General features: G+C 42.2%; 14 protein-coding genes. 8 read left to right on the forward strand and 6 right to left on the reverse strand.

All coding sequences use genetic code 11. The annotated features are described in order from the left end of the window. The first annotated feature begins 59 nt into the window (after positions 1 to 59). The 4 genes from ACTUJY_RS05070 (at position 60) to ACTUJY_RS05085 (ending at position 5,269) form a co-directional block, all read left to right on the forward strand. On the forward strand, positions 60 to 1,475 hold the full coding sequence (locus tag ACTUJY_RS05070) for an MFS transporter (protein ID WP_463614977.1): 1,416 nt from the start codon (positions 60 to 62) through the stop codon (positions 1,473 to 1,475). A gap of 50 nt (positions 1,476 to 1,525) precedes the next feature. Beyond that, positions 1,526 to 2,047 carry a single-stranded DNA-binding protein gene (locus tag ACTUJY_RS05075; protein WP_463614978.1) on the forward strand — a complete coding sequence of 174 codons (522 nt, stop codon included), beginning with the start codon at positions 1,526 to 1,528 and terminating at the stop codon, positions 2,045 to 2,047. 217 nt (positions 2,048 to 2,264) lie between these two features. Then, positions 2,265 to 4,187: an EAL domain-containing protein gene (locus ACTUJY_RS05080; protein ID WP_463614979.1), complete on the forward strand. Its 1,923-nt coding sequence runs from the start codon at positions 2,265 to 2,267 to the stop codon at positions 4,185 to 4,187. Between the two features lie 137 nt (positions 4,188 to 4,324). Further along, a complete protein-coding gene (locus ACTUJY_RS05085) occupies positions 4,325 to 5,269 on the forward strand; it encodes an NAD(P)-dependent alcohol dehydrogenase (protein ID WP_463614980.1) in 945 nt (314 codons plus the stop codon). A gap of 261 nt (positions 5,270 to 5,530) precedes the next feature. On the opposite strand, the gene ACTUJY_RS05090 is transcribed toward ACTUJY_RS05085, so the two are convergent. Genes ACTUJY_RS05090 through ACTUJY_RS05115 form a run of 6 tightly spaced genes read right to left on the reverse strand, consistent with a single transcriptional unit; the run spans position 5,531 to position 10,014 of the window. Continuing rightward, a complete protein-coding gene (locus ACTUJY_RS05090; protein WP_463614981.1) occupies positions 5,531 to 6,526 on the reverse strand; it encodes a hypothetical protein in 996 nt (331 codons plus the stop codon). After that, positions 6,511 to 7,206: a hypothetical protein gene (locus tag ACTUJY_RS05095; protein WP_463614982.1), complete on the reverse strand. Its 696-nt coding sequence runs from the start codon at positions 7,204 to 7,206 to the stop codon at positions 6,511 to 6,513. Before ACTUJY_RS05095 ends, ACTUJY_RS05090 begins: the two co-directional genes overlap by 16 nt. Positions 7,207 to 7,248: 42 nt before the next feature. Beyond that, a complete protein-coding gene (locus tag ACTUJY_RS05100) occupies positions 7,249 to 7,617 on the reverse strand; it encodes a response regulator (protein WP_463614983.1) in 369 nt (122 codons plus the stop codon). 30 nt (positions 7,618 to 7,647) lie between these two features. After that, a complete protein-coding gene (locus ACTUJY_RS05105; RefSeq protein ID WP_463614984.1) occupies positions 7,648 to 8,622 on the reverse strand; it encodes a chemotaxis protein CheX in 975 nt (324 codons plus the stop codon). 59 nt (positions 8,623 to 8,681) lie between these two features. Then, positions 8,682 to 9,278: a hypothetical protein gene (locus ACTUJY_RS05110; RefSeq protein ID WP_463614985.1), complete on the reverse strand. Its 597-nt coding sequence runs from the start codon at positions 9,276 to 9,278 to the stop codon at positions 8,682 to 8,684. Further along, positions 9,256 to 10,014, reverse strand: coding sequence for a methyl-accepting chemotaxis protein (locus ACTUJY_RS05115; protein WP_463614986.1), 759 nt, complete (start codon positions 10,012 to 10,014; stop codon positions 9,256 to 9,258). The genes ACTUJY_RS05110 and ACTUJY_RS05115 overlap by 23 nt, the downstream gene beginning before the upstream one ends. Positions 10,015 to 10,179: 165 nt before the next feature. On the opposite strand from ACTUJY_RS05115, the gene ACTUJY_RS05120 reads away from it, so the two are divergent. The 4 genes from ACTUJY_RS05120 to ACTUJY_RS05135 all read left to right on the forward strand — a co-directional run bounded on the left by ACTUJY_RS05120 (position 10,180) and on the right by ACTUJY_RS05135 (position 20,313). After that, positions 10,180 to 13,083, forward strand: coding sequence for a GAF domain-containing protein (locus ACTUJY_RS05120; RefSeq protein ID WP_463614987.1), 2,904 nt, complete (start codon positions 10,180 to 10,182; stop codon positions 13,081 to 13,083). A 96-nt stretch (positions 13,084 to 13,179) separates the two neighbouring features. Further along, complete coding sequence (locus ACTUJY_RS05125; RefSeq protein WP_463614988.1) at positions 13,180 to 15,411, forward strand: TonB-dependent receptor plug domain-containing protein; 2,232 nt, start codon at positions 13,180 to 13,182, stop codon at positions 15,409 to 15,411. A gap of 298 nt (positions 15,412 to 15,709) precedes the next feature. Further along, positions 15,710 to 17,809 (forward strand): TonB-dependent receptor plug domain-containing protein, encoded by a 2,100-nt coding sequence (locus ACTUJY_RS05130; RefSeq protein WP_463614989.1) that lies wholly within the window; start codon positions 15,710 to 15,712, stop codon positions 17,807 to 17,809. Then, positions 17,797 to 20,313, forward strand: a complete 2,517-nt coding sequence (locus ACTUJY_RS05135; RefSeq protein ID WP_463614990.1) for a carboxypeptidase regulatory-like domain-containing protein — start codon at positions 17,797 to 17,799, stop codon at positions 20,311 to 20,313. The genes ACTUJY_RS05130 and ACTUJY_RS05135 overlap by 13 nt, the downstream gene beginning before the upstream one ends. The last annotated feature ends 24 nt before the right edge of the window (positions 20,314 to 20,337 follow it).

The following is a 20,337-nucleotide window of genomic DNA, read 5'->3' on the forward strand; positions in this document are numbered from 1 at the left end:
CCGCCTTTTTGTGTGAGCTGAAATCTGGCCTGAAGCCAAGTTGGGTCCACACAGAGCAAATGTTGTATAAATTTAATCAAGCCGCCGATCATAATATGGAAAACCCAAAACAATCCAGTGCCATGAACGCCGTAGAGAAGACTGCTGCGTTGTCGCTCAGCTCCGTTTTTGCCGTACGTATGCTGGGGTTGTTCATGATACTGCCTGTTTTTGCGGTATTGGGGCAAGAGCTAGAAGGTGCAACACCACTACTCATTGGGCTGGCCATTGGTGCCTATGGATTGACTCAGGCTATTTTTCAAATTCCATTTGGGCGACTGTCGGATAAATTTGGGCGGAAACCGGTCATTCTTACCGGTCTTATCTTGTTTGCCGTTGGCAGCGTGATTGCAGCCGTTTCCGATCACATTGTTGGCGTTATCATTGGCCGCTTATTGCAAGGTTGTGGCGCGATTGCGAGTGCGGTAATGGCATTGGCTGCGGATTTGTCACGCGATGAGCACAGAAGCAAAGTGATGGCTTCCATTGGAATGAGTATCGGTGCAGCGTTCACGCTGGCCATGTTTCTAGGGCCATTTGTTGGAGAAGTGGCGGGTCTTTCGGGTATTTTTTGGTTTACTGCACTTCTGGCTGTTGTTGCGGCGTTTGTGATCACTTATTGGACACCGACACCGCTGAACCACTACGCACAGCGCGATGCCATTGCAGCGAAAGGACAAATCAAAGGCATTTTTTTTCATCCTCAGTTATGGCGCCTTAATTTTGGTATATTTGCGCTGCATTTCCTGCTGACGGCTTTTTTTGTCGCTTTTCCTGTTAAGTTACAGCAACTTTCGCTCAGTTTTAGTGCCGGATGGCTCTATCTCTTGGTTATGGTTATTGCGGTAATCCTAATGGTGCCTTTGATCATTTGGGCCGAAAAAGGGTGGAAGCATCGACGGGTGATGGTGCTAACCATGTGCTTCATTGCGGTATTAGAGCTTGCAGTCGGTCAGGTTAATCATCCTTTATGGGCATTAATTTTGTTATTGGGCATGTTTTTCGCCGGCTTTAATGTCATGGAGGCTTTATTTCCATCGCTTATTTCACGTATTGCGCCCGCTTCAGCAAAAGGTGCCGCGCTAGGAGTGTATTCGACAAGTCAGTTTCTTGGGGCTTCGTTAGGCGGTCCGATTGCGGGTTGGCTGGTACAAACTTATGGCTTATCAAGTACTTATAGTGCGGGAGCCATTTTGGCAGTTCTTTGGGCCGTTGCAGGGCTTGGGTTAAAGTCGCCGCCACGATTGACCTCGTATACCTTCACAGTTCATCATATAGCCGATGAAGATAGCTTAGCGACCTTATTAGATGACATTCACGCCATAGAAGGTGTCGCGGAAGCCGTTGCTCTGCCCGAGGCAGGAGCCGTCTATTTAAAAGTAGACTCACAGCAGTTTGATGAAGCAGCACTGCAACAATTAAAAGCAAAGATTTAAATCGTAAAGTACTGAAAATACGGTTGAAAGCCGTAGAGGAGAAAACATCGATGGCCAGTAGAGGCATTAATAAAGTTATTCTTGTAGGTAATCTGGGTAATGATCCGGAAATCCGCTACACCCCAAACGGTGGAGCGATTGCAAATTTAAGCATTGCAACGTCTGAGCAATGGAAAGATCGTAATACCGGTGAGCCACGAGAGAAAACCGAATGGCATCGAGTGGTGATATTTGGCAAGCTTGCTGAAGTGGCTGGAGAATACTTGCGCAAAGGCTCGCAAGTGTATCTGGAGGGCAAATTGCAAACGCGGAAATGGCAAGATCAGTCTGGACAAGATCGTTACACTACAGAAGTGGTTATCGATATAAACGGCGTGATGCAAATGTTGGGTGGTGGTCAACGAGCGGGTGGCGACTCTTCTTACAATCAAGGAGCGGCTCAACAGAATTATAATCCACAACAAAGTTACGGTCAGCCACAACAAAACGTAAGTCAAAAACAAGCACCACAACAGCAAGCGCCAGCAGACAGTGGATTTAGCGAAAGTTTTGATGATGATATTCCGTTCTAGAGTTTAATTATCTACTCAAATTTAAAGGAGCAGTGTTTGCTCCTTTTACATCTAAATTCAGGACGATGAAACGCCAGGACGCAACCCGATCATTTAGAAAAGCTTCAGAGAAAGTATCGGATTTTTACGCCTTGTATAATATATGGTCTAAGCTATAAAAAGTAATTGTCTTTATCAGGCAAAATCTCAAATTTTGGATATGGAAGTGCAGAGCATTATGAGACAAATCATTACTCGTGTTTTTATTCTCTGGTTATTGGTCTTTTCGGTAACGTATTTTTTTATATATAAAGCGAATCAGCAAGAGTTAGCGCATTCCCTGTTACAACAAAGCCAATGGCTGGAAAGGCAGCATTTAAGGCTTCAACAAAAAGTTGAGGGCTTGGGTTGGCAAAATTCATCAGAGCAACAGCACAGCATTTTAGAACTGTCGGCTGATAAAGCCATCAGTGCCATTCGTTTATATCAAAATGAGCAGCTGTTAGAAAACTTTGCCAAGTCGAATTTGCCGCAGCACAGTTTTAGCTTTCGAATACCATTGGTTGCGCAACTAGAACGTAGCGCTTACTTGGATATTGATATCAACCCTTCCTTTTTCCAACCCTCATCACCACCATTTTCTATGTATCAGTTTCTTGCGATTTTATCGCTGGTTATTGGCTCTGCGGGCGCAATATGGATATTGAAACCGTTATTGACCTTGGAAAAAAAGGCAAACGCAATATTAAATGGTAACTTTGATCCAAAAAGCTTTAATGGCTCAGTACAAAACTCAACGATTTCAGAACTGGCGATAAATTTATTATTGAATGAGTATCATCAAAGCAAAGAGCAGCAGGCTGAGTTGTCCAATCGATTGCGTAAACATTCTTTCGTTGATGAGTTAACCGGGTTAGGTAATCGCGAATACTTCGATGCAGAGCTGGAAGTGCATTTAAATACCGATAGTGAAACCATGCACGGCGCAGTAGTGTTGTTTTCTTTTGAACCTTTGCTCGATCTGTATCATGAGAAAAGGCAAAAGTTTAATCAGTATATTCGACTTATTGGAGACTTTTTTTATCACTTTTCAAATGAAGAAGATTTGTGTTGGGTTGCGCGTCGTGGCCGAGTCGATTTCGCACTACTAACGTTGGAGCATGCTCCGGATAAAGTAAAGCGGCAATGTCAGAAAATTGTACGCGATTTGCAACGAAGTGTGTTTGATCGTGGAAGTTTGCAAGATAACTTTATCAGTGTTGGAATAACCTTTTTTTCATCCGGAGATACTGCCTATGATGTGCTTTCCAGTGCTGATATGTCACTACGTCATGCGCAGCTGGAAGGTGAAAACCGCATTCATATGTATACGCCTAAGTATCTGTCAAAAGACATGATCAAAGGTGGCGTGCGGTGGCGTTCCTTTTTACAACATATTCTTGATAATCGAAACGTGATTTTGTTCTTTCAGTCTCAGGTTTCGACTGAACAACCGGATAGGCTCAGTTACGAAGTGCTTTCCAGGGTTGAAGATAACGGTAAAATGATCGCAGCATCCGTTTTTTTACCTATGGCGAATCGATGTGGTTTGTCTGCGGAATTTGATCGATTAATCATCGATAAGGCAATTAAAGAACTCTCCTTTGGGGAACAATTTACCGATATTGAGTTATCGATCAATATTTTTTCCGACAGTTTAATGAATGAAAAATTTCTCTCTTGGTTATTGCGGAAACTTTCTTCCAGTCATGATATTAAAGAACGCGTTATTTTTGAAATAAGTGAGTTTGCAGCCTGTCGCTCGTTACAAAAGCTTCGCGAGCCTATGGAACAAATTGCTCAACTCGGTTTTCGTTGGTGTGTTGAGCATGTAGGAAGCCCCAATGCGGATCTTTCCTATATTACTGAGTTACCTTTACACCGATTAAAATTGGGACAATCCATTGTTCGTCATATCAATGAACAACAGGAAAAAGAACTCTTTATTCAAGCGTTAATTACTTCTGCAGGCCATGCGAATCTTGAAGTGTGGGCTGAAGGTATTGAAACGGAGCAGGAATGGAGTCGACTATTGGAGCTCGGCGTGAAAGGCGGGCAAGGCTATTGGTTTGGAAGCCCTCAGGATAAATTATTTATAGACCCTCCAATTGCAATAGGCTGATTGGTTTTGAAATGATCAGCTATCGAATACCGATGATCACTGGTCCATTACCATGCGCGCTCAGTTCGCCACTGACTACACTCCTCTTATAATAAGACGGATAGAAAAAGAAGAATCAAATTAGGTGATACGGATAAATGAAAGCAGTGGTATATAACAAGAAAGGTTTACCTGACAAGCTCGTTTACTGTGATATTGAAAAGCCACAACCAAGCGATAAGGAAGTATTGATAAAAATATTTGCGGTTTCAGTCAATGCGGCGGATTACCGTTCGGTGAGAATGGGAGTCATACCAAAGAAAAAGATTTTAGGAGCCGCTATAGCAGGTAGAGTGGAATCGGTCGGGAAAGAAGTTCGAGAATTTAAGGTTGGGGATGCAGTAGTCGGAGACCTTTCTGATTACGGGTTTGGCGGTTTCGCGGAATATGCTGTGGCTCCTGAAGAAGCACTTGTACTCAAACCTGTAGAGATATCATTCGAAGAAGCATCGGCTTTGCCTCTTGCAGCGACAACGGCGCTTCAGGCATTGCGTGACAAAGGCAACATTCAAAAAGGACAAAAGGTTTTGATTGTCGGTAGCGGAGGTGGCGTTGGGAGCTTTGCCGTTCAACTCGCCAAATATTTCCATACAGAAGTCACTGCCGTTTGTAGCACGAAAAATGTGGAGCAAGCAAAGTCTCTTGGTGCGGACAATGTCATTGATTACACAAAAGAGGATTTCACCAAATGCAACAGAAGTTACGATCTCATTTTAGCCATTAACGGGAATCGCCCGCTTTCCGATTATAAGAAAATCTTAAATCCGAACGGCATATCTGTCACGGTTGGTGGTGCTTTGACACAGATTTTTAAGTCTATTTTATTGGGTTGGATGATGTCATTTGGCTCTAAGAAAATACGTTGTCTTGCTGCAAAGTCAAACCAAGAGGATTTGAAGTTTATCTTAAAGCTCGTAGCGAATGGCCATATCAAGCTAGCTATTGACAGGCATTATTCATTGGATAAAGTTCCTGATGCTATGCGATATTTAGGCGAAGGACACGCACGGGGAAAAGTGGTGATTAATGTGGAACAAACGTAATAAAAAGGGAGAGTACAGAACAGCAATGACTTTTAATGTTTAATCTGAAATTGGTGCATTTTTAGTCTTCGAAATATTCGATTTTTGTAAAGTTCGTCGCATCAATGATAAGTAATTAAGACCGTGTAACGTTTAGTAGCATACTGTATTCGCAGTTAGCTGCTAAAGACTTAACTGCTAACAGCGTTAATGATAATCAGAACCTAATTTTAGCAAATTAAAAAAGGGCGCAGAAAGCGCCCTTAATCATTGAACAGAGGGTTATTGGATCACTTCATCCATTTCCTGAAGTTTACTCTTATGGTAGGGAATGGACTTCTTTTCCAGTACCGATACGTTGACAATCTTTTTCACTGATATGGGTTGGGATATATCGCGTTCCCCCATATCCCAATCTTCGTCCATCAATTCAAACAGAATGGATGCGGCCTGAACACCCAGCGCATAGTGATCCGGTACTATGGCAAATGTACCAAAGTTAAACTTGGTATTGAGCAGCGGTTTTACACCGACTAATACCGGTATTTCTGAGCGACTGAGTAAGGGAATCCAAAGTTGACCAATTGACTTACCGTTGAGTAACTCGTTGTCATTGAGAACCCAAATGGCATCCACTTTTTTATCTTTTAACTCTTCTATGGCTGACTTCAACTTTTTGTCCATGTTTTTGTCTTTATTCGGAAGCTCAATGGCCACTAGGTCAATACCTTCAGCTTTCAAGTACTGTTTGTTTTCATTAATCAAAGTGCTCATCCATTGACGATGAATCACACCAACAGACTTTAGAGGTTTATTGACGAGAGTTCGCATATTGACAAGACTGATGACTGCAGGGATTTCGTAACGGATACCGGAAGCATTTTTTAAGTCGCTGATGAACTTATCGATAAATAATGCCGCTAATGCAATGCTGGGTGGGAACTCAGCGTTCGGATTTTTCTTCTGATAAGCAGAGTAAAGGTTGATGGAGTTGTTACCAATCAAAATAACAACCTTGGGCTTACTTTGCTTCATTGCTTTTTCAATATCCGAAACCGATGAAGATTTTTCCAGCTCTACGGTATGAAAGCTTAATTCGTCTTCTATATCGCCGGTAATCCCAGCAACAACTTGCGAGAAGGCTTCGCCTTTCGCGGTAAGGATAAGAGCGTTGCCTTCACTGCTTATCGCCTTCGTTGAAGTAATAAGGCAAGTGAATGCAACAAGCCCCAAGAATACACGTTTGTATTGGGTCATGGAGTTTAGAGTGATTGCCATTGGTCGACTCCTAATGTTGCATTCAAAGTTTTACTGAATTTTTTTACACAAGAGATGTACTCGTCTTTTGCGGCTTTGTTGGATAGTGCCGTACCGGCAAGGCCAATTTTAATGTTGAGCCGGGTTGCAACCAGGTTAAGGTTAGATTTGCCTTTGAGTTCTGCGTAGGTGCGTTCCGAAATAAAGATACCATCAGCGCTTTTAAAGGTTAGCAGGGGCAAAAGATCTTCCTGCTTGGTAACTCTCTTTATTTTAATGTCGGCTTGAAAGAGTTGGGAAATAAATTCACCCATAGGTTTTCTTCCCAGCAGATCCACCACGCCTATTTTTTTACCGTCCAGCTTGCTTACCTCAAGTGGTGTATCGATGGAAACCAGAACGTAGTCTTCTTCGACATTTCCGTTGTGTTGCCCTCGCATAATGGTACTGTAAGTGCTACTTCGTTCGATAACCGGCACTAACGATAATATGGCATCGGGATTAGACTCTTCGACTTGTTTTCGAAAATCTTTTCCTCGACCAAAAACGGTGACTGATATATTCGGGCAAGCTGCCTGAATATCTTCCTGGATCGCCGTGGCTCTTACATCACTTGGTATAAATACAAAGAGGTCTTTTGCCAATATGGGGATTGGCATCAGAACGAGCAAGAGAAGCGGCAAATAAACAAACCTTTTCATACTAAGCCTCGTTTTATTTTCAACTATGCCTGCATCGAGAGTTCAGGCCCCGATCATTTTTTTGATGCCGCCTATCACCGCATCACCATTAAAAGGTTTTACTATCCAGCCTTTAACGCCAGCTGCTTTACCTCTTTCTTTCATTCGTGGGTCGCTTTCGGTTGTTAGCATGATAATATTGACGGAGGCATTGCCTAACTCGCCACGAATTTTTTCAACCATAGTTAACCCGTCCATGTTAGGCATGTTGACATCCGATATTACCAATTTAATACCGGAGTCTTTTTTTAATTTATCCAGGCCATCTTTACCATCTACTGCAGTTTCTACCGCTAACCCCTGACCTTTCAGGAAGCTGCCTACTTCGTTACGTACAGTTGCTGAATCATCTACTACCAGTATTTGTGCCATAGTTTTTTTCCTCTACCTGAAAGATGTTCGCTAAAAAAACTCGAGTTCGCCTGCGTTTACCATATCATCGATGGCCTGTTCACTCTCTTTGAACAGCTCAGGTTGCCAGTTGAGATTAAATATCAACTTTTGATAAATGGTAAAATCAGGTTTCGAGTTGTCGTTATCTTTAACCACATATTTAAAGCATAAGTGTGGTTCACTCGAGCCAAACGAAATAAAGTGATGCGCATGATTTACCAGAATCGGTACATGAATTCTATTGGTTATGTCACTTGCTGAGCTGCTTTCGTCTTCAATGAAAAACTTCGACTTAATAGAGCCCCATATCATATTGGTCACTTCGCTGAGTATATGGTTTACATCACGAAATGATGGGTCGGAGGTTATGAGGCCTGTTTTACCCGTCGAAATAATTTCTTTTATCTCTTTTTCGGTGGTTTGTAACATCATAAAACCACGACACCAATTACTCTCGAGCGGTATTAAACTGAACAGCTCTCCATAAATGATTTGATCTTTAACCAGGTAAGGAGGATCCACTGTCACGGTTACGTTTTCAATAGCGGTCTGAAAAGAGTCCTGAGAGATTTGTTGAATGCCTCGAATTAAAGGTATGGGGTAGTGTTCACTGAATAAATGTTTTTGAACAAGCTGAGTGAGGGTTTCTTCATCATCGATATGGTAAGTGCCAGCAAAATAGTGCTGGTACTCTTCGGGAACTTCAAAGTCCGATTGGTTGACTCTTAGAAATATCGGCACTTCGGGTCGAATTTCATGAAGTTTTTTGCCGATCTCAAGGCCACCGACCTGATTTTTATCGGGTGACTCACATAAGAATGCAGCGCCCAAGTCTGTGTTTCGGTTAAATATTTCGAGTACGCTTACCTGGCTTTCTTTCAATCCGGTTAAGTGATGAGTATCAAAAAAGACTTTGAGCTTTGCTTCCACAGAAGAATCAACTTCATGAATGAGTACTTTACTGGTCAGCTGGTCTTGATTCATATTTGTGACCTCTAATAATTCGGTTAATCATCTCGCAACATAGCGGAAATGAGATAATTTTAGAAAAACTCAATTTCACCTGCTTCTGTTTGTTCGCTGCTTTGCAGGTAAGACTCATTGACTTCGATATCGGGCTTTTCTTTTGCACACAGGTAATAGCTGGCACAGAAAAGCTCTTGCCCGGCAAGCTTACAAACAACGGACTGTTTTCCAACAACGTTGATGTCTTCTATATATTTTAAGCAAAAGTCATCCAAAATATTGGGTGTGGACATTCCTAAACTGGGTATTAGCGAGCCCAGGTTGCGTTTGAAAGCGCCACAAAAGGTATTACCTATTTCACAAAGATAGTCGTAGATTTTGTCATTTCCCAATTTTTCATTACCAATTTTTAGACCCGTAGCGACAAATTTTTGACATTCTGACGACAAATTAAAGTGAAATGTGAAAATGATACGAAATAAGTGTGAACTGACCGTTAACACAATAAATTGTGGATACTTTTTATGGTCTATTTCACCGCGCTCACGAAAATCCCAGTCACCGTCGGCAATGGCTTCTTGCATGGCCAGTTTAAAACTGGCCAAAAACTCTTTATTTAAGTAGCGTTCAAACTCAGTTTCGGTCATCGCGTTAATATTGATTCTGATTGACAATGGACTTTGCGAGCTGAGAGGTCGCATTTACTTCAGTTAAAATCATTTTGCCGCAAGCTTGAATATCCTGAAAAGTGGTCGTCGTCAGCAGATCATTTTTATTCAGGTTCTCGCGGTAAATTTCGCTTAGCTCTTGCGACTGCATGGCTAATGACCGTACTTCATCGGCGACAACTGCAAAGCCACGCCCAAACTCTCCTGCTCTAGCGGCTTCTATTGCAGCATTTAACGCCAGTATGACAATTTGTTTTACAATTTTAAAAAAGGCTTCATTTTGTTGATGCATCAGTCGGTTGTGCTCCATTAACTGGCTTAGCGATTCATGCCAACGCTCAAAAGTGACCAATAAATCTGTCAAATCCGATAAGTTACCTTTGATTTTTTCGACCTGCAGTAATAACTCGTTCACTTGTTGCTGGTGCTGGGTTGTCAGCTCATTGTGTTGTTTTTGCCAATTCGCTTGCTGATCGTTAAAGGACTGCTCTTGCTCTGCAATGTGTTGTCTGTAGGTTGCTTCAGAGCTGTGTAGTGACTGTTTGAGGTTTTCAATTTGAGATAAATATTCGTTCTTTTGCTGATTTAATTGTTCCGATAAATCATCATCGCAATCCTGTTTTATTTGTTGTGTCTTCTGTTCAAATTCAATCTGCTTTTGCTTATTAATACGATACATCCACGCTGCGGTGATTGCGGCGCCGAATACTAGCCCAATAAAAATCATCATAATGTCAATCATTTTGCTAATCTTAGTGAGAGGCGCTTGAAGTACGCTTTATAAAATATACTAGCAGCTATTTTAAGAACTGCATGAAAAACGAGATTCTATAAACTAAGCTACTATAAGAAATTATATCGAGGCATCGCCTGATGCGGATGGCTATGGTTAAGTGGAGATATCGCTTTGAAATTTAAAAGTATTCGAATAAAGCTGATAACCAAAGTCAGTTGGATGTTCATTATCAGTTTTACCATTGTGTTATCGCTCGTTTCCTACATGAGTCTTTCTGAGTCGGAACAAAACCGTGCTAAGTCCGAACAAAGCATTCGCAGTGCATTGATCGCGAAAGGCTCGACGTTGGTCAAAAACAACAGTCAGGCCCTAACCGGTATGGTGGAAGACAATGCGTTTGGTGCGGTGCAGGACCTGGTTGCCAGCACGGTTGAAAGCGATAATGATATCGTTTATGGCATTTATATGGACATTGACTTACAACCTTGGGTGTATGCGACGGAAGAAAATCCGGAAGGCACTATAACGCCGGGTGAAACTTTGGAAGATGAAACCAGCTTATGGGCGCAAGCACTGGAAACGTTTGAGTTTAAAATTGTGGAATGGAATGGCGATGAAGTGTATGAGTTTGTATCGCCCGTTGTCATAGATGATGAAGTCTTGGGTTTATTGCGTTATGGATTTACTACTCAAACCATGAAACAGCAACTGGCTGAGGAAGCTGAAGCATCCAAACAGGCTCTTATTAAGACCATTGCCATTCTTCTCGGTGTGGGGATTCTTGCTGTTGGTGGTGGATTCAATGCAACGCGAACCATGGCAAACCGTATTACCAGCCCGTTAAACCAGTTGACCTCTGCAGCAGAAACCATTGCCAGTGGTGACTATAGCTCTGCGGTGGATGTAAAGTCCGATGATGAAGTCGGCGTATTGGCCAATAACTTTGAGTCGATGCGCAGTACCATAAATAAGAAAATGAAAGATTTGGCAACTTTGAATGCCACAGGGGAAGTGTTAGCGTCGTTGCTGGACCAAAACCGGGCTTTGGAAGAAGCGCTGAAAACAATGCACGAACATTGTGGTGTCAGTCAGGGGTCGGTATTTTTAATGAACAGTAACGATGAGTTAGAAGTTAAAGGTTTTTACCCTCCGAAAAAAATGGATAAAGATTTTAAACCGACCACTTTCAAATTAGGGCAGGGCATTTTAGGGCAGTCGGCAGAAAGCAAACAAATCGTATACGTACCGAATACTGCTGAAGATGAAACGTTTGTTCAGTCGGCTCATGATGACCATCCTAAAGCGCTGCTGTGTATTCCGCTTTTGGATAAAGATGTATTGATTGGGGTAATGAATTTTTCCGGTGAAGTTGGACAGGTACATTTTGAAGACAGCGACTATGAATTTGCGTCTTCTATTGCTCGCTTACTCGTTATTACCATTAAAAATATTCGTATGCGCGAAGTGATTGAAGAGCAAAACCGAACCTTGGAGCAAAAAGTAGAAGAACGCACCGCCGAGCTGCAGGAAAAGACCAACGATATTATGAATATGATGCAGAACATGCATCAAGGTTTATTCACAGTTATGGAAGGTGGCATTGTGCATCATGAGTACGCCGCTTATCTAGAGGATATACTGGAAACAAAAAAGATTGCGCAACGCAACTTTATGGATCTTTTGTTTAAGCACAGTGATTTGGGCAGCGATCGACTTGATCAAATTCAAACAGCAGTGGAATCGTTATTAGGTTCCGATGAAATGATGTTTGAATTTAATTCTCACCTTTTACCCACCGAGTTTAATTTGGTTAATGGTGATAATTCAATTAAGAAAATTCTCGAGTTGGATTGGGATCCCATTGTGTTGAATGGTGAAATCGATAAGATCATGGTGACTGTACGCGATGTAACCGCGCTAAAGGCGTTGCAAGCCGAAGCAGAAGCTCAGAAGCAAGAGCTGGAAATTATCGGCCATATACTCAGTGTGGAGCCTGGTAAATTTAACGAATTTGTTGCTACTTCCTACAAATTCATTAGCGACTGTCGCCAATTGATTGAGTCTACATCCAATAAAGATCAAGATGTGATCGCAACCTTATTCCGTAATATGCATACTGTAAAAGGTAATGCCAGAACATACGGCTTTAGCTACATTACCAACTCGGTTCATGAGGTTGAGTCAACCTACGATGAATTAAGAAAAGATGCTGATAAAAGTTGGCAACCCGAAGAACTGCTCGAGGAGCTTGCATTGGCTGAAGAAGATGTGAAGCGCTACGAAGACGTCGCCCAGAAAAAGCTAGGACGTGATACCAAAGGCACTGATATGGGAACGGCATCTGTGGATCGAAAACGATTGGCAGGCATTCTTGAAAGTATGCATCAGATTGATACTTCCAGTTTAAGTCAGGATATTAAACAATGTTTAACAGAGGCGTATCAAGTCTTACTCGAATTTGAGGCTAAGCCAATTAACAAGGTCATAAAAGATGTTATTGAGTCGACCGTCTCTTTATCTCAACAACTTGGTAAGCCAGAACCTCAAGTCAACATTACGGGTGATCTCGCGTTTATAAAAGTTGATGCGCACAACATGTTAAACAATATATTTATGCATGTGTTTAGAAATGCAGTTGATCACGGTATTGAGTCAGCAGAAGAAAGAAAGCAAAAAGGTAAAACCGAGCACGGAAATATAGAACTCAAAGTTGAAGCTCAACAAAATTATCTTGATTTAATCGTATCAGATGACGGAAGAGGACTCGCGTTGAAAAAACTCTACGAGAAAGCGATAGAAAAAGAAATTTTTAGCAAAGACGATAACCCAAGTGCTCAAGAGATTGCTGATCTGATATTTGGTTCAGGATTCTCCACGGCTGAAGCGGTAACTGATGTTTCAGGGCGCGGTGTTGGAATGGATGCGGTTAAGCGGTTTCTTGAAAAAGAAGGTGGTTCCATTGAAGTTGTATTAGGTGAGGACAATGGTTCTCAGGACTTTCGTAGTTTTAGCACGCGAATTCGAATTCCTGAGAAGTACTACTTTTTTGCTTCTAAAGAGTTAACCGTTGCTTAACTTTTACGGTCTTAACACAAAGGTATTTTTTAGTCGAAAATCGTTTCATAAATAGTAGTCGCACTGTACTTAATAAGTAAAAATTCAGGAGCGCTTATGCGAAACTATCTCGTTATCATTTTGCTGATGACTTCAATAGTTGGGAAGGCAGAAGAGGACTTTCTGCTTGAGTTGAGTTTAGAAGATCTGATGAATATTAAGGTATCTTCTGCTTCCGGTATTGAAGAAAGTCTAAGTGATGCACCGGCAACGATGGTTGTTGTAACCGCACAAGATATTCGTCAGCGTGGCTATACCGATTTAACCGAAGTGTTTATGGATTTACCAGGCTTCGATAATATGGTTACGAACGGTACCAATTACTTAATCAGTTATCAGCGGGGATATCGAACTCCATTTCTTCAACGAACGTTATTTTTAATCAATGGAAAAGTGGATAATAATTTATGGAGCCAAGCTGCGGTTGTTTCTCGGCAGTTTTCGATGAATAACATAGAACGCATTGAAGTGCTTTACGGTCCGGCAGGTGCTGTTTATGGGCCGAACGCATTTTTGGGTATCGTTAATTTAATTACTAAAAATGTGAGAGATAAAGGCTCTAATTATGCGAATGTCAGTGTGCAATACGGGAGCTTTGATACTCAAGCGGTTGACATTGCTGCTGGCGCTCAGCTCGGAGAGCTTTATTTCAATGTTGCACTGAAAGAGTTTTTCAGCGATGACCCCGATTTAGACGATTATGCGCCTTGGGGCTTTACTACGCTCGACTGGATACAAAACGACACCGTGTGGGGCCCGATTTTGGATCTATCGTTTCGTAACGTTCCTTATTCGCAATATGCGGATCGCGCTGTTAACAACAGTACCTACTTTGATATGCAATTCCGCGATCAAAAACTGGGTGATATCACCGTTGCGCTTTCTGAATGGGAAACCAAAGAAGGTTACGGGCCTTATTATGCATTTGACCGAACAATTCCCAATCAAAGTTGGAATAATTCCTCTTCTCAGCGGTGGTTAGAGCACAAAAAGCAGTGGGACTCTTTTTCGGTTAAATCACTGTTGTTGAGACGAGACAGCCGAATTTGGGGTGGTTGGGTTGAAGCCACGCCAGACTGGAATCCGGGTATGGAAGATTTCAGTTACGTAAGCATTTCAGATTGGAACTCGGTAAACTCCAGTCGGTTATTCAAGCAGGATTATGACTATCAATTATCGGATCAATGGCGGGTTAATGGTGGAGTGAAAATGGAATGGAAAACGTTGACCAAAGCCTATGATATTTGCGGCTATTGGATCGGTGTTTTGTGTACTTCGTACACTGATGATGGCGGTATTGATGGTCAAGGGCGAGGTGTGATTCACAGCTCTCGAGACGAATACATTTTACAACCCAATTCACTTGATATTATGCCGGAAGAAAACCTAGCGGATACGACCGATAAAGGCATTTATATTCAGACGATTTATGATGTTGAACAATGGCGAATTAATGCAGGTGTTCGCTATGATAAAAACAGCTTGTATGGCAGTTCGGTCAATCCGAGAGCCTCAGCGATATACCGCATAGCCGACGGGCAAAACCTGAAGCTACTATATGGCGAAGCATTTCAAGAACCCGCACCGCTACAGTTATGGGGAGGTTGGAGTGGTCGTCAGGCGAATCCTGATCTAGAGCCTGAGTCCGCCAAAAATATTGAAGTGGTTTACAGCTTACAATCGGGCGTATTTCTTCACAGTGTTTCCTTATATAAAGCGGAGTACAAAAATGTGATAAAAGAAGAAGCTGAAAACGCGGGTACGCGAGATGTGATTGGCCTCGAATATCATGGAAAGTTTAGCTTCGACAGTTTTTTAGGAGGGATGGATAAAATCACAGGTTATATTTATTACTCTTATACTGATTCTGAATCCAGCATTACCTATAACCATGACACTGCATCATGGGATGAAGTGTCTTCGGAGCTAGGTGATATTGCACCCCATAAACTCAATGTCGGTGTGAACTTACCAGTAGGTGATTCGTGGAATTATAATTTGCGCTCAAATTTTGTATCCAGCCGTGAGTTTTATTCGCGTAATCCACTTCGGGCGCAAGGACTGGAAACCGGTGGTTATACAACGTTTGATTTCAATATGATATACAACTTTGGTGAAGCTGAAGTGGCGTTCAAAGTGCGTAATCTAACGGATAAAGAGTATTACCACCCAGGAGTGGAATCGGCGAGTGCAGGTAATGACTTTAATAATCGCTCACTGGGTTTCCACAATTCCGTTTTACCGCAAGTGGGACGTAGTTTGTTAGTTTCTTTTAACTGGAAGTTTTAATCATCGAAAGATTATTGATTGTATGAGAGATAATTGACGCCAGGTGGATTAAGTTATCTCTAAAAGCCATCAAAAACGATCTTTTAATATGACTCATAAATAAGCACAAGGTATAGGCTTATGAGTTATTTGTTTTTTATTTATTGAAAATTTATAAAGTAGCTTGTAATCAGTCACTTCCTGCTCTATACCCTAAGATGTTTCTCCTTGTTTAAACGCTCGTAAAGAGTAATCAATTAACAAATGCAGGAGTTAAGGAGGAGGCATGCATCCCAATAACCTTCTCAGGATTTCTATCTTGAGTTTGCTCGTCTTTGCTTTTCTACTCGTCCCATCCGTTTCACTTTCCGAATCCGCAACTGAAGAAATAGGTGATATTTCTCTAGAGGCCTTGCTTAATATCGAAGTTGTGTCAGCCACTCGTTCGGAGTCAAAACTAAGTGAATCTCCCGTCCCTATTTCCGTTATCACCGCTAAGGAAATTGCAGACAGTGGATTGGATAATATTCCAGATATATTGGCCAGACTCCCAGAAATTGATGTATTGAGAATAGGTCGCTCTCAAACCGAAGTTTCTATACGAGGTAAGGGAATTAATTTTAATCGTCGGTTACTGGTTCTGATTGATGGCCGAACAGAATACAACGACCTGTTCGGAGTGACGCTATGGCATGCTTTTCCAATATCCGTTGACGATATTGAACGTATTGAGGTGGTGCGAGGTCCTGCTTCGGCGCTGTTTGGTGCCAACGCATTTTCCGGCGTAATTAATATTATTACCAAGCAACCTGATGCAGAAAATGTCAATGTTGCTCGGGTTCATGGTGGTGATTACGGAACGCAATACACAACGGTTGCTGCGAATACCAAACACGATTGGTTTAGTTTGAAATTAAGTTATACGTTGCAAGAAAATGAAAGCATCCAATCGGATGTTTTTTTTGAAGGTTTTAATCGGATACCAAGCAGTGTCAATTTTGATTTGAATGATAACAAAAGCTTAGACGATATGAGTCGGGTCAACTTATCTGGATTGCTCAATCTATCGGATGATATGAACATTAAAATATCACATGGTCGAAGTCATGGCATCATGGAGTTGTTTCAACAACCGGGCTTGCCAAGAGAAGACTGGGAGGTGGAAACCAATAATTATCAAGGCACATTCAATTGGTACTTCAGTGATACGGCATCGTTTCAGTTTTCCTTGTATCGGAACGTGTTTGAATACATCACGGATCTGGTACCTCTTCGCTCAGAGCAAGAAGCATTAACCTCATCGGATAATGGCTTTTTCTTTCCTATTCGCGATAACACGAACCCTTTCTACGGTAAAGTTGAAACCGAAAACTTCTACTTTCAATTTGTTGGTAATGCAATGGAAGGTGACTTTAACTGGGTTGCGGGAGTAGAAAAACGAGACATTAATAATCGAGGAGGAATCGTCGATGACAGTGGAAAAGACATTAACTCAGTGTTTGGAAACTTTACTTTGCGAATGGATAAAAAATGGATATTGGGACTCGGTGTTCGGCAAGATGTTGACTCGATAACCTGGACCGACGTGGGGTATAACGCCAGCTTACAATATGCGCTAAGTGAAAGCGACAGTATACGAGGCACCGTAAGAAGAGCGTTTCGTGCACCAAGCCTGTTCGAGCTTTTCACTCGCTTTGATTTGCCAGTCCCCAATCAAAATCAACAAGTTAATTTTCGAGGTAATACTGAGTTGGATGTTGAAACCATCGACTCTATCGATATTACGTATACCACAATGGTAGCCGATAACATTCAGCTTACGCTTGAATTATTTCATGAAGAATACGATGCCATCATTGGTAATCCAGACAGTGGTATTTTAAGTGATGTATTGATTACCGATGAGGGATTGTTAATTTCTACGACGTCCTTTCAAAACTTGTCGAAAGCTGAAAGTGATGGCATTCAAGCCAGTGTCATATGGTTTCCAATGGAGAAGCTCAAAGTTTATGGAAGCTATCGATTTGTTAACCCCAAAGATCTCAATAGTGTACCGGGTGAAACCTTTTTTACACCGGAGCATACCATTAAGTTTGGTGGTCTTTGGCAGTTTGCCGATGGTTTTTCGCTAGATGTTGCATTCCAGTACATTGGTAAAACGGATGATGGTGAGTTTGTGCTGGGTAATGTAGCGCCAGATGGTGAAAACTTTACTCGAGAAAATCAGCAGTCTTACAGTAATCTCAACTTGGCTTTGCATTTTAGACCGAAGCAATTTGATAACTTAAATGTCTATTTGGTACTGGACAATGCACTCGATGATGAACATGTCGAATATTATGAGTATGACCAGATATTGAAAGGTGTCGGTGAAATGAGTGGCAGAAATATTTGGGGAGGTGTGTCATGGAACTTCTAAACAAAATTTTTCTTGTTGGAGTATGCATGGCGATGTACTCGGCATCCGTTTTTTCAGAATGCACTGAACAGGGGGAAGTTGTTGAGTTACGCCAGGGTTTAGATTGTGAAATTGTGTACGATGGTTCGGCAACGGGTATGGGCGAACTGCCCATCGTTGCACCTCGGCAAATCGCGATTGACCCTCAAACGGGTGAGTTGTATATCAGCAGTGGCGTGGAAACTAACATTCAAATCATCAATCCTACCAATGGTGATGCACGAGAGTTTCCCTTTTTCGGTCGAGGTATTGCATTTAACAGCGACGGGAGTGTCCTTTACTTCGGACTTTCCAGTTTAATGTTAGGGGTATGGTATCGAGATATCGATGAGTACAGAAAGTTCTCAATTTTACCCGGGGTGCAAGCGGTACAAATCGTTGATGATGGAAGTGCAAAAGGGCGCCTCATGGTCGCCAACAGTGATTACGGAAAGAATATTTTAGGCGTTGATACGATTTGGGAAGTGGACCAAAATGATGGCTATTATCAGGCGGTCACACGTTTCAGTGAGGGCTCTTCAGAAACCGGTGTCGGTTTTAAAGCACTGGCTTCAATGGCAATTGATGGTGCAGGCAATGTTCATTCACTCACCGGTCAAGGCAAAATTTTAATTCATAACGTAGACGGCAGTTATGAAGAGGGCAATACCTCGCCAGTGACCGCTAGTGGTTTAATGGAAGGTGGATTGGGCAGCAGCCCTGACGGTATTGTCTATCATCAAGATACCGCATCTGCCGAAGTATTTGCCTATTTTCCCGATGGAAGTCAAGTCATGGTTGGCTATGGCGATCCATTTAGACAAGCGTCAAACCGAACAGACGGTGCTATTTCGAGTGATGGTGATTCCATTTATGTCGCCAACGCTCGGGGTAAAGTTGTTCGTATTTTCAGTACCGATGGTGAAGCGCTTCTTTCGACTCTTCAAACAAATTTAGGCACTGCAACATTGAACGGGGTGATTCGTGACAATGAAGGGAATTTATTGTCGGGTGTTACCGTAAAATTACGAAACAAAGCTTATGCTGCCCAAACGACTGATGTTAATGGTGCGTTTTCATTTACCGTTCCAGCTGGACTCTATCATGTAGTCGCAACACTCCCTAACTTTAATGATTTTAATACGCAAGTAACCGCTCTTGATGGGCAAAGTACTGACTTGAATATTTCGTTAACGTCATTATTGCCGGGCTTCTTGGCACCTGGACTTGAAGCAGAAGTGATCGCAACGAAAGCGGTTGACAGTATCGAAGGCTCTTCCGATGTAACCTTTGATAACGACGGCCATTTGTACTCTTTAAATCACTCAAATGGCACGATTACTAAAACTGTTCTCGATACGGATACTCGGGACGTTATTGAAACTTTTGTTGCGGTTAGGGACGGTGGTTTGGACAACGCTTGGTTTGTTGCGGTGGGGGATGACTTCAATATTTATTCGTCGTCGAGTAACTCCGGATTACTTCGACTACCTCCCGTGACGAGTATCGAAGAAGCGTTTGTGTTAACTGTCGATGCTGATGATGAAAGTATCGTAAGAGACCAAAACGGTGTGGATCGAATGGTTTCTTATGTAACAGACATTGATGGTGCAGCAGTCCTTAGTAATGGTGATGTGATGTTTAGCTCTGGGAGTGGAGGGTCAATTATTCCAGGCTTTCCAGAAGGCACGATTGACACGATCATACGTTACTTACCTTCGAGTGGTAGCCAGTCGATATTCAGTCGTGGATTGGACGCTTCGGATCAAAAAATAGTGGATAACCCAGATGTGGTTAAAGCAGACGAGCAAGATCGCGTTTTAGTGACCAATCGAAATGCTAACGCGGTTCGACTTAATGCTAATGGTGTCGCGGAGCTCATTTGGCCAGGTGATCCTGATTTGGCTGCAAGCTTGGGTTACCCTCATGGTTTAAGTAGCTACACCTGTATTTCGTCGGATTTACAAGGTGGGTTATATTTAAAAGGTGTGGATGACCAAGGGGTTCCGGTTTTATGGATGATTGATCCCGCCGATCCAAAAAATACGTTGATCGTCGCTCGAGAACTGTCACCGTCTTCCGGATTTGGTGGCTTTGAGTTTGATCCACAAGATCAAGGTCGCAGCGTTGTGTTAAGTGAGTGGGATTTTGTTTTGAGAATTAAGGCGACGGATGGTCGCTCCATTGCTGAAAATTTAGTGAGTCCACCACCTGGTGCTCAACCGACAATCAATAATGCAGCGAGTGTTTCGGCAAATGAGCACGCCAAAGCCAGAATGATAACACCCGTACCATTTAAAGCGCCTGAAACGATTCGAGTTGATCCTGAAAAAGTAAAATTACCCAAACTCTGGTTTTGGGAGTCGAGTGCCAATACTGGTTCCGATAGTGCAGTCAAAGGCAATAGCGGCGGTAGTTTTCAGATTTGGTTGTTACTGTATTTCGTTATATTACTGGCTATTTTTAAACGAATTTTTCGCGAATAGAAGTAATTACTGCTATACCTTTAA

It is taken from the genome of Pleionea sp. WD8-19, from assembly GCF_055326765.1.

Excerpts from the sequence above, each read along its gene's own strand:
- ACTUJY_RS05100 (WP_463614983.1), bottom strand. The coding sequence starts at position 7,617 with ATGGCACAAATACTGGTAGTAGATGATTCAGCAACTGTACGTAACGAA.
- ACTUJY_RS05075 (WP_463614978.1), top strand. The coding sequence starts at position 1,526 with ATGGCCAGTAGAGGCATTAATAAAGTTATTCTTGTAGGTAATCTGGGT.
- ACTUJY_RS05105 (WP_463614984.1), bottom strand. The coding sequence starts at position 8,622 with ATGAATCAAGACCAGCTGACCAGTAAAGTACTCATTCATGAAGTTGAT.
- ACTUJY_RS05135 (WP_463614990.1), top strand. The coding sequence starts at position 17,797 with ATGGAACTTCTAAACAAAATTTTTCTTGTTGGAGTATGCATGGCGATG.
- ACTUJY_RS05080 (WP_463614979.1), top strand. The coding sequence starts at position 2,265 with ATGAGACAAATCATTACTCGTGTTTTTATTCTCTGGTTATTGGTCTTT.
- ACTUJY_RS05095 (WP_463614982.1), bottom strand. The coding sequence starts at position 7,206 with ATGAAAAGGTTTGTTTATTTGCCGCTTCTCTTGCTCGTTCTGATGCCA.
- ACTUJY_RS05090 (WP_463614981.1), bottom strand. The coding sequence starts at position 6,526 with ATGGCAATCACTCTAAACTCCATGACCCAATACAAACGTGTATTCTTG.
- ACTUJY_RS05115 (WP_463614986.1), bottom strand. The coding sequence starts at position 10,014 with ATGATTGACATTATGATGATTTTTATTGGGCTAGTATTCGGCGCCGCA.
- ACTUJY_RS05125 (WP_463614988.1), top strand. The coding sequence starts at position 13,180 with ATGCGAAACTATCTCGTTATCATTTTGCTGATGACTTCAATAGTTGGG.
- ACTUJY_RS05070 (WP_463614977.1), top strand. The coding sequence starts at position 60 with ATGTTGTATAAATTTAATCAAGCCGCCGATCATAATATGGAAAACCCA.
- ACTUJY_RS05085 (WP_463614980.1), top strand. The coding sequence starts at position 4,325 with ATGAAAGCAGTGGTATATAACAAGAAAGGTTTACCTGACAAGCTCGTT.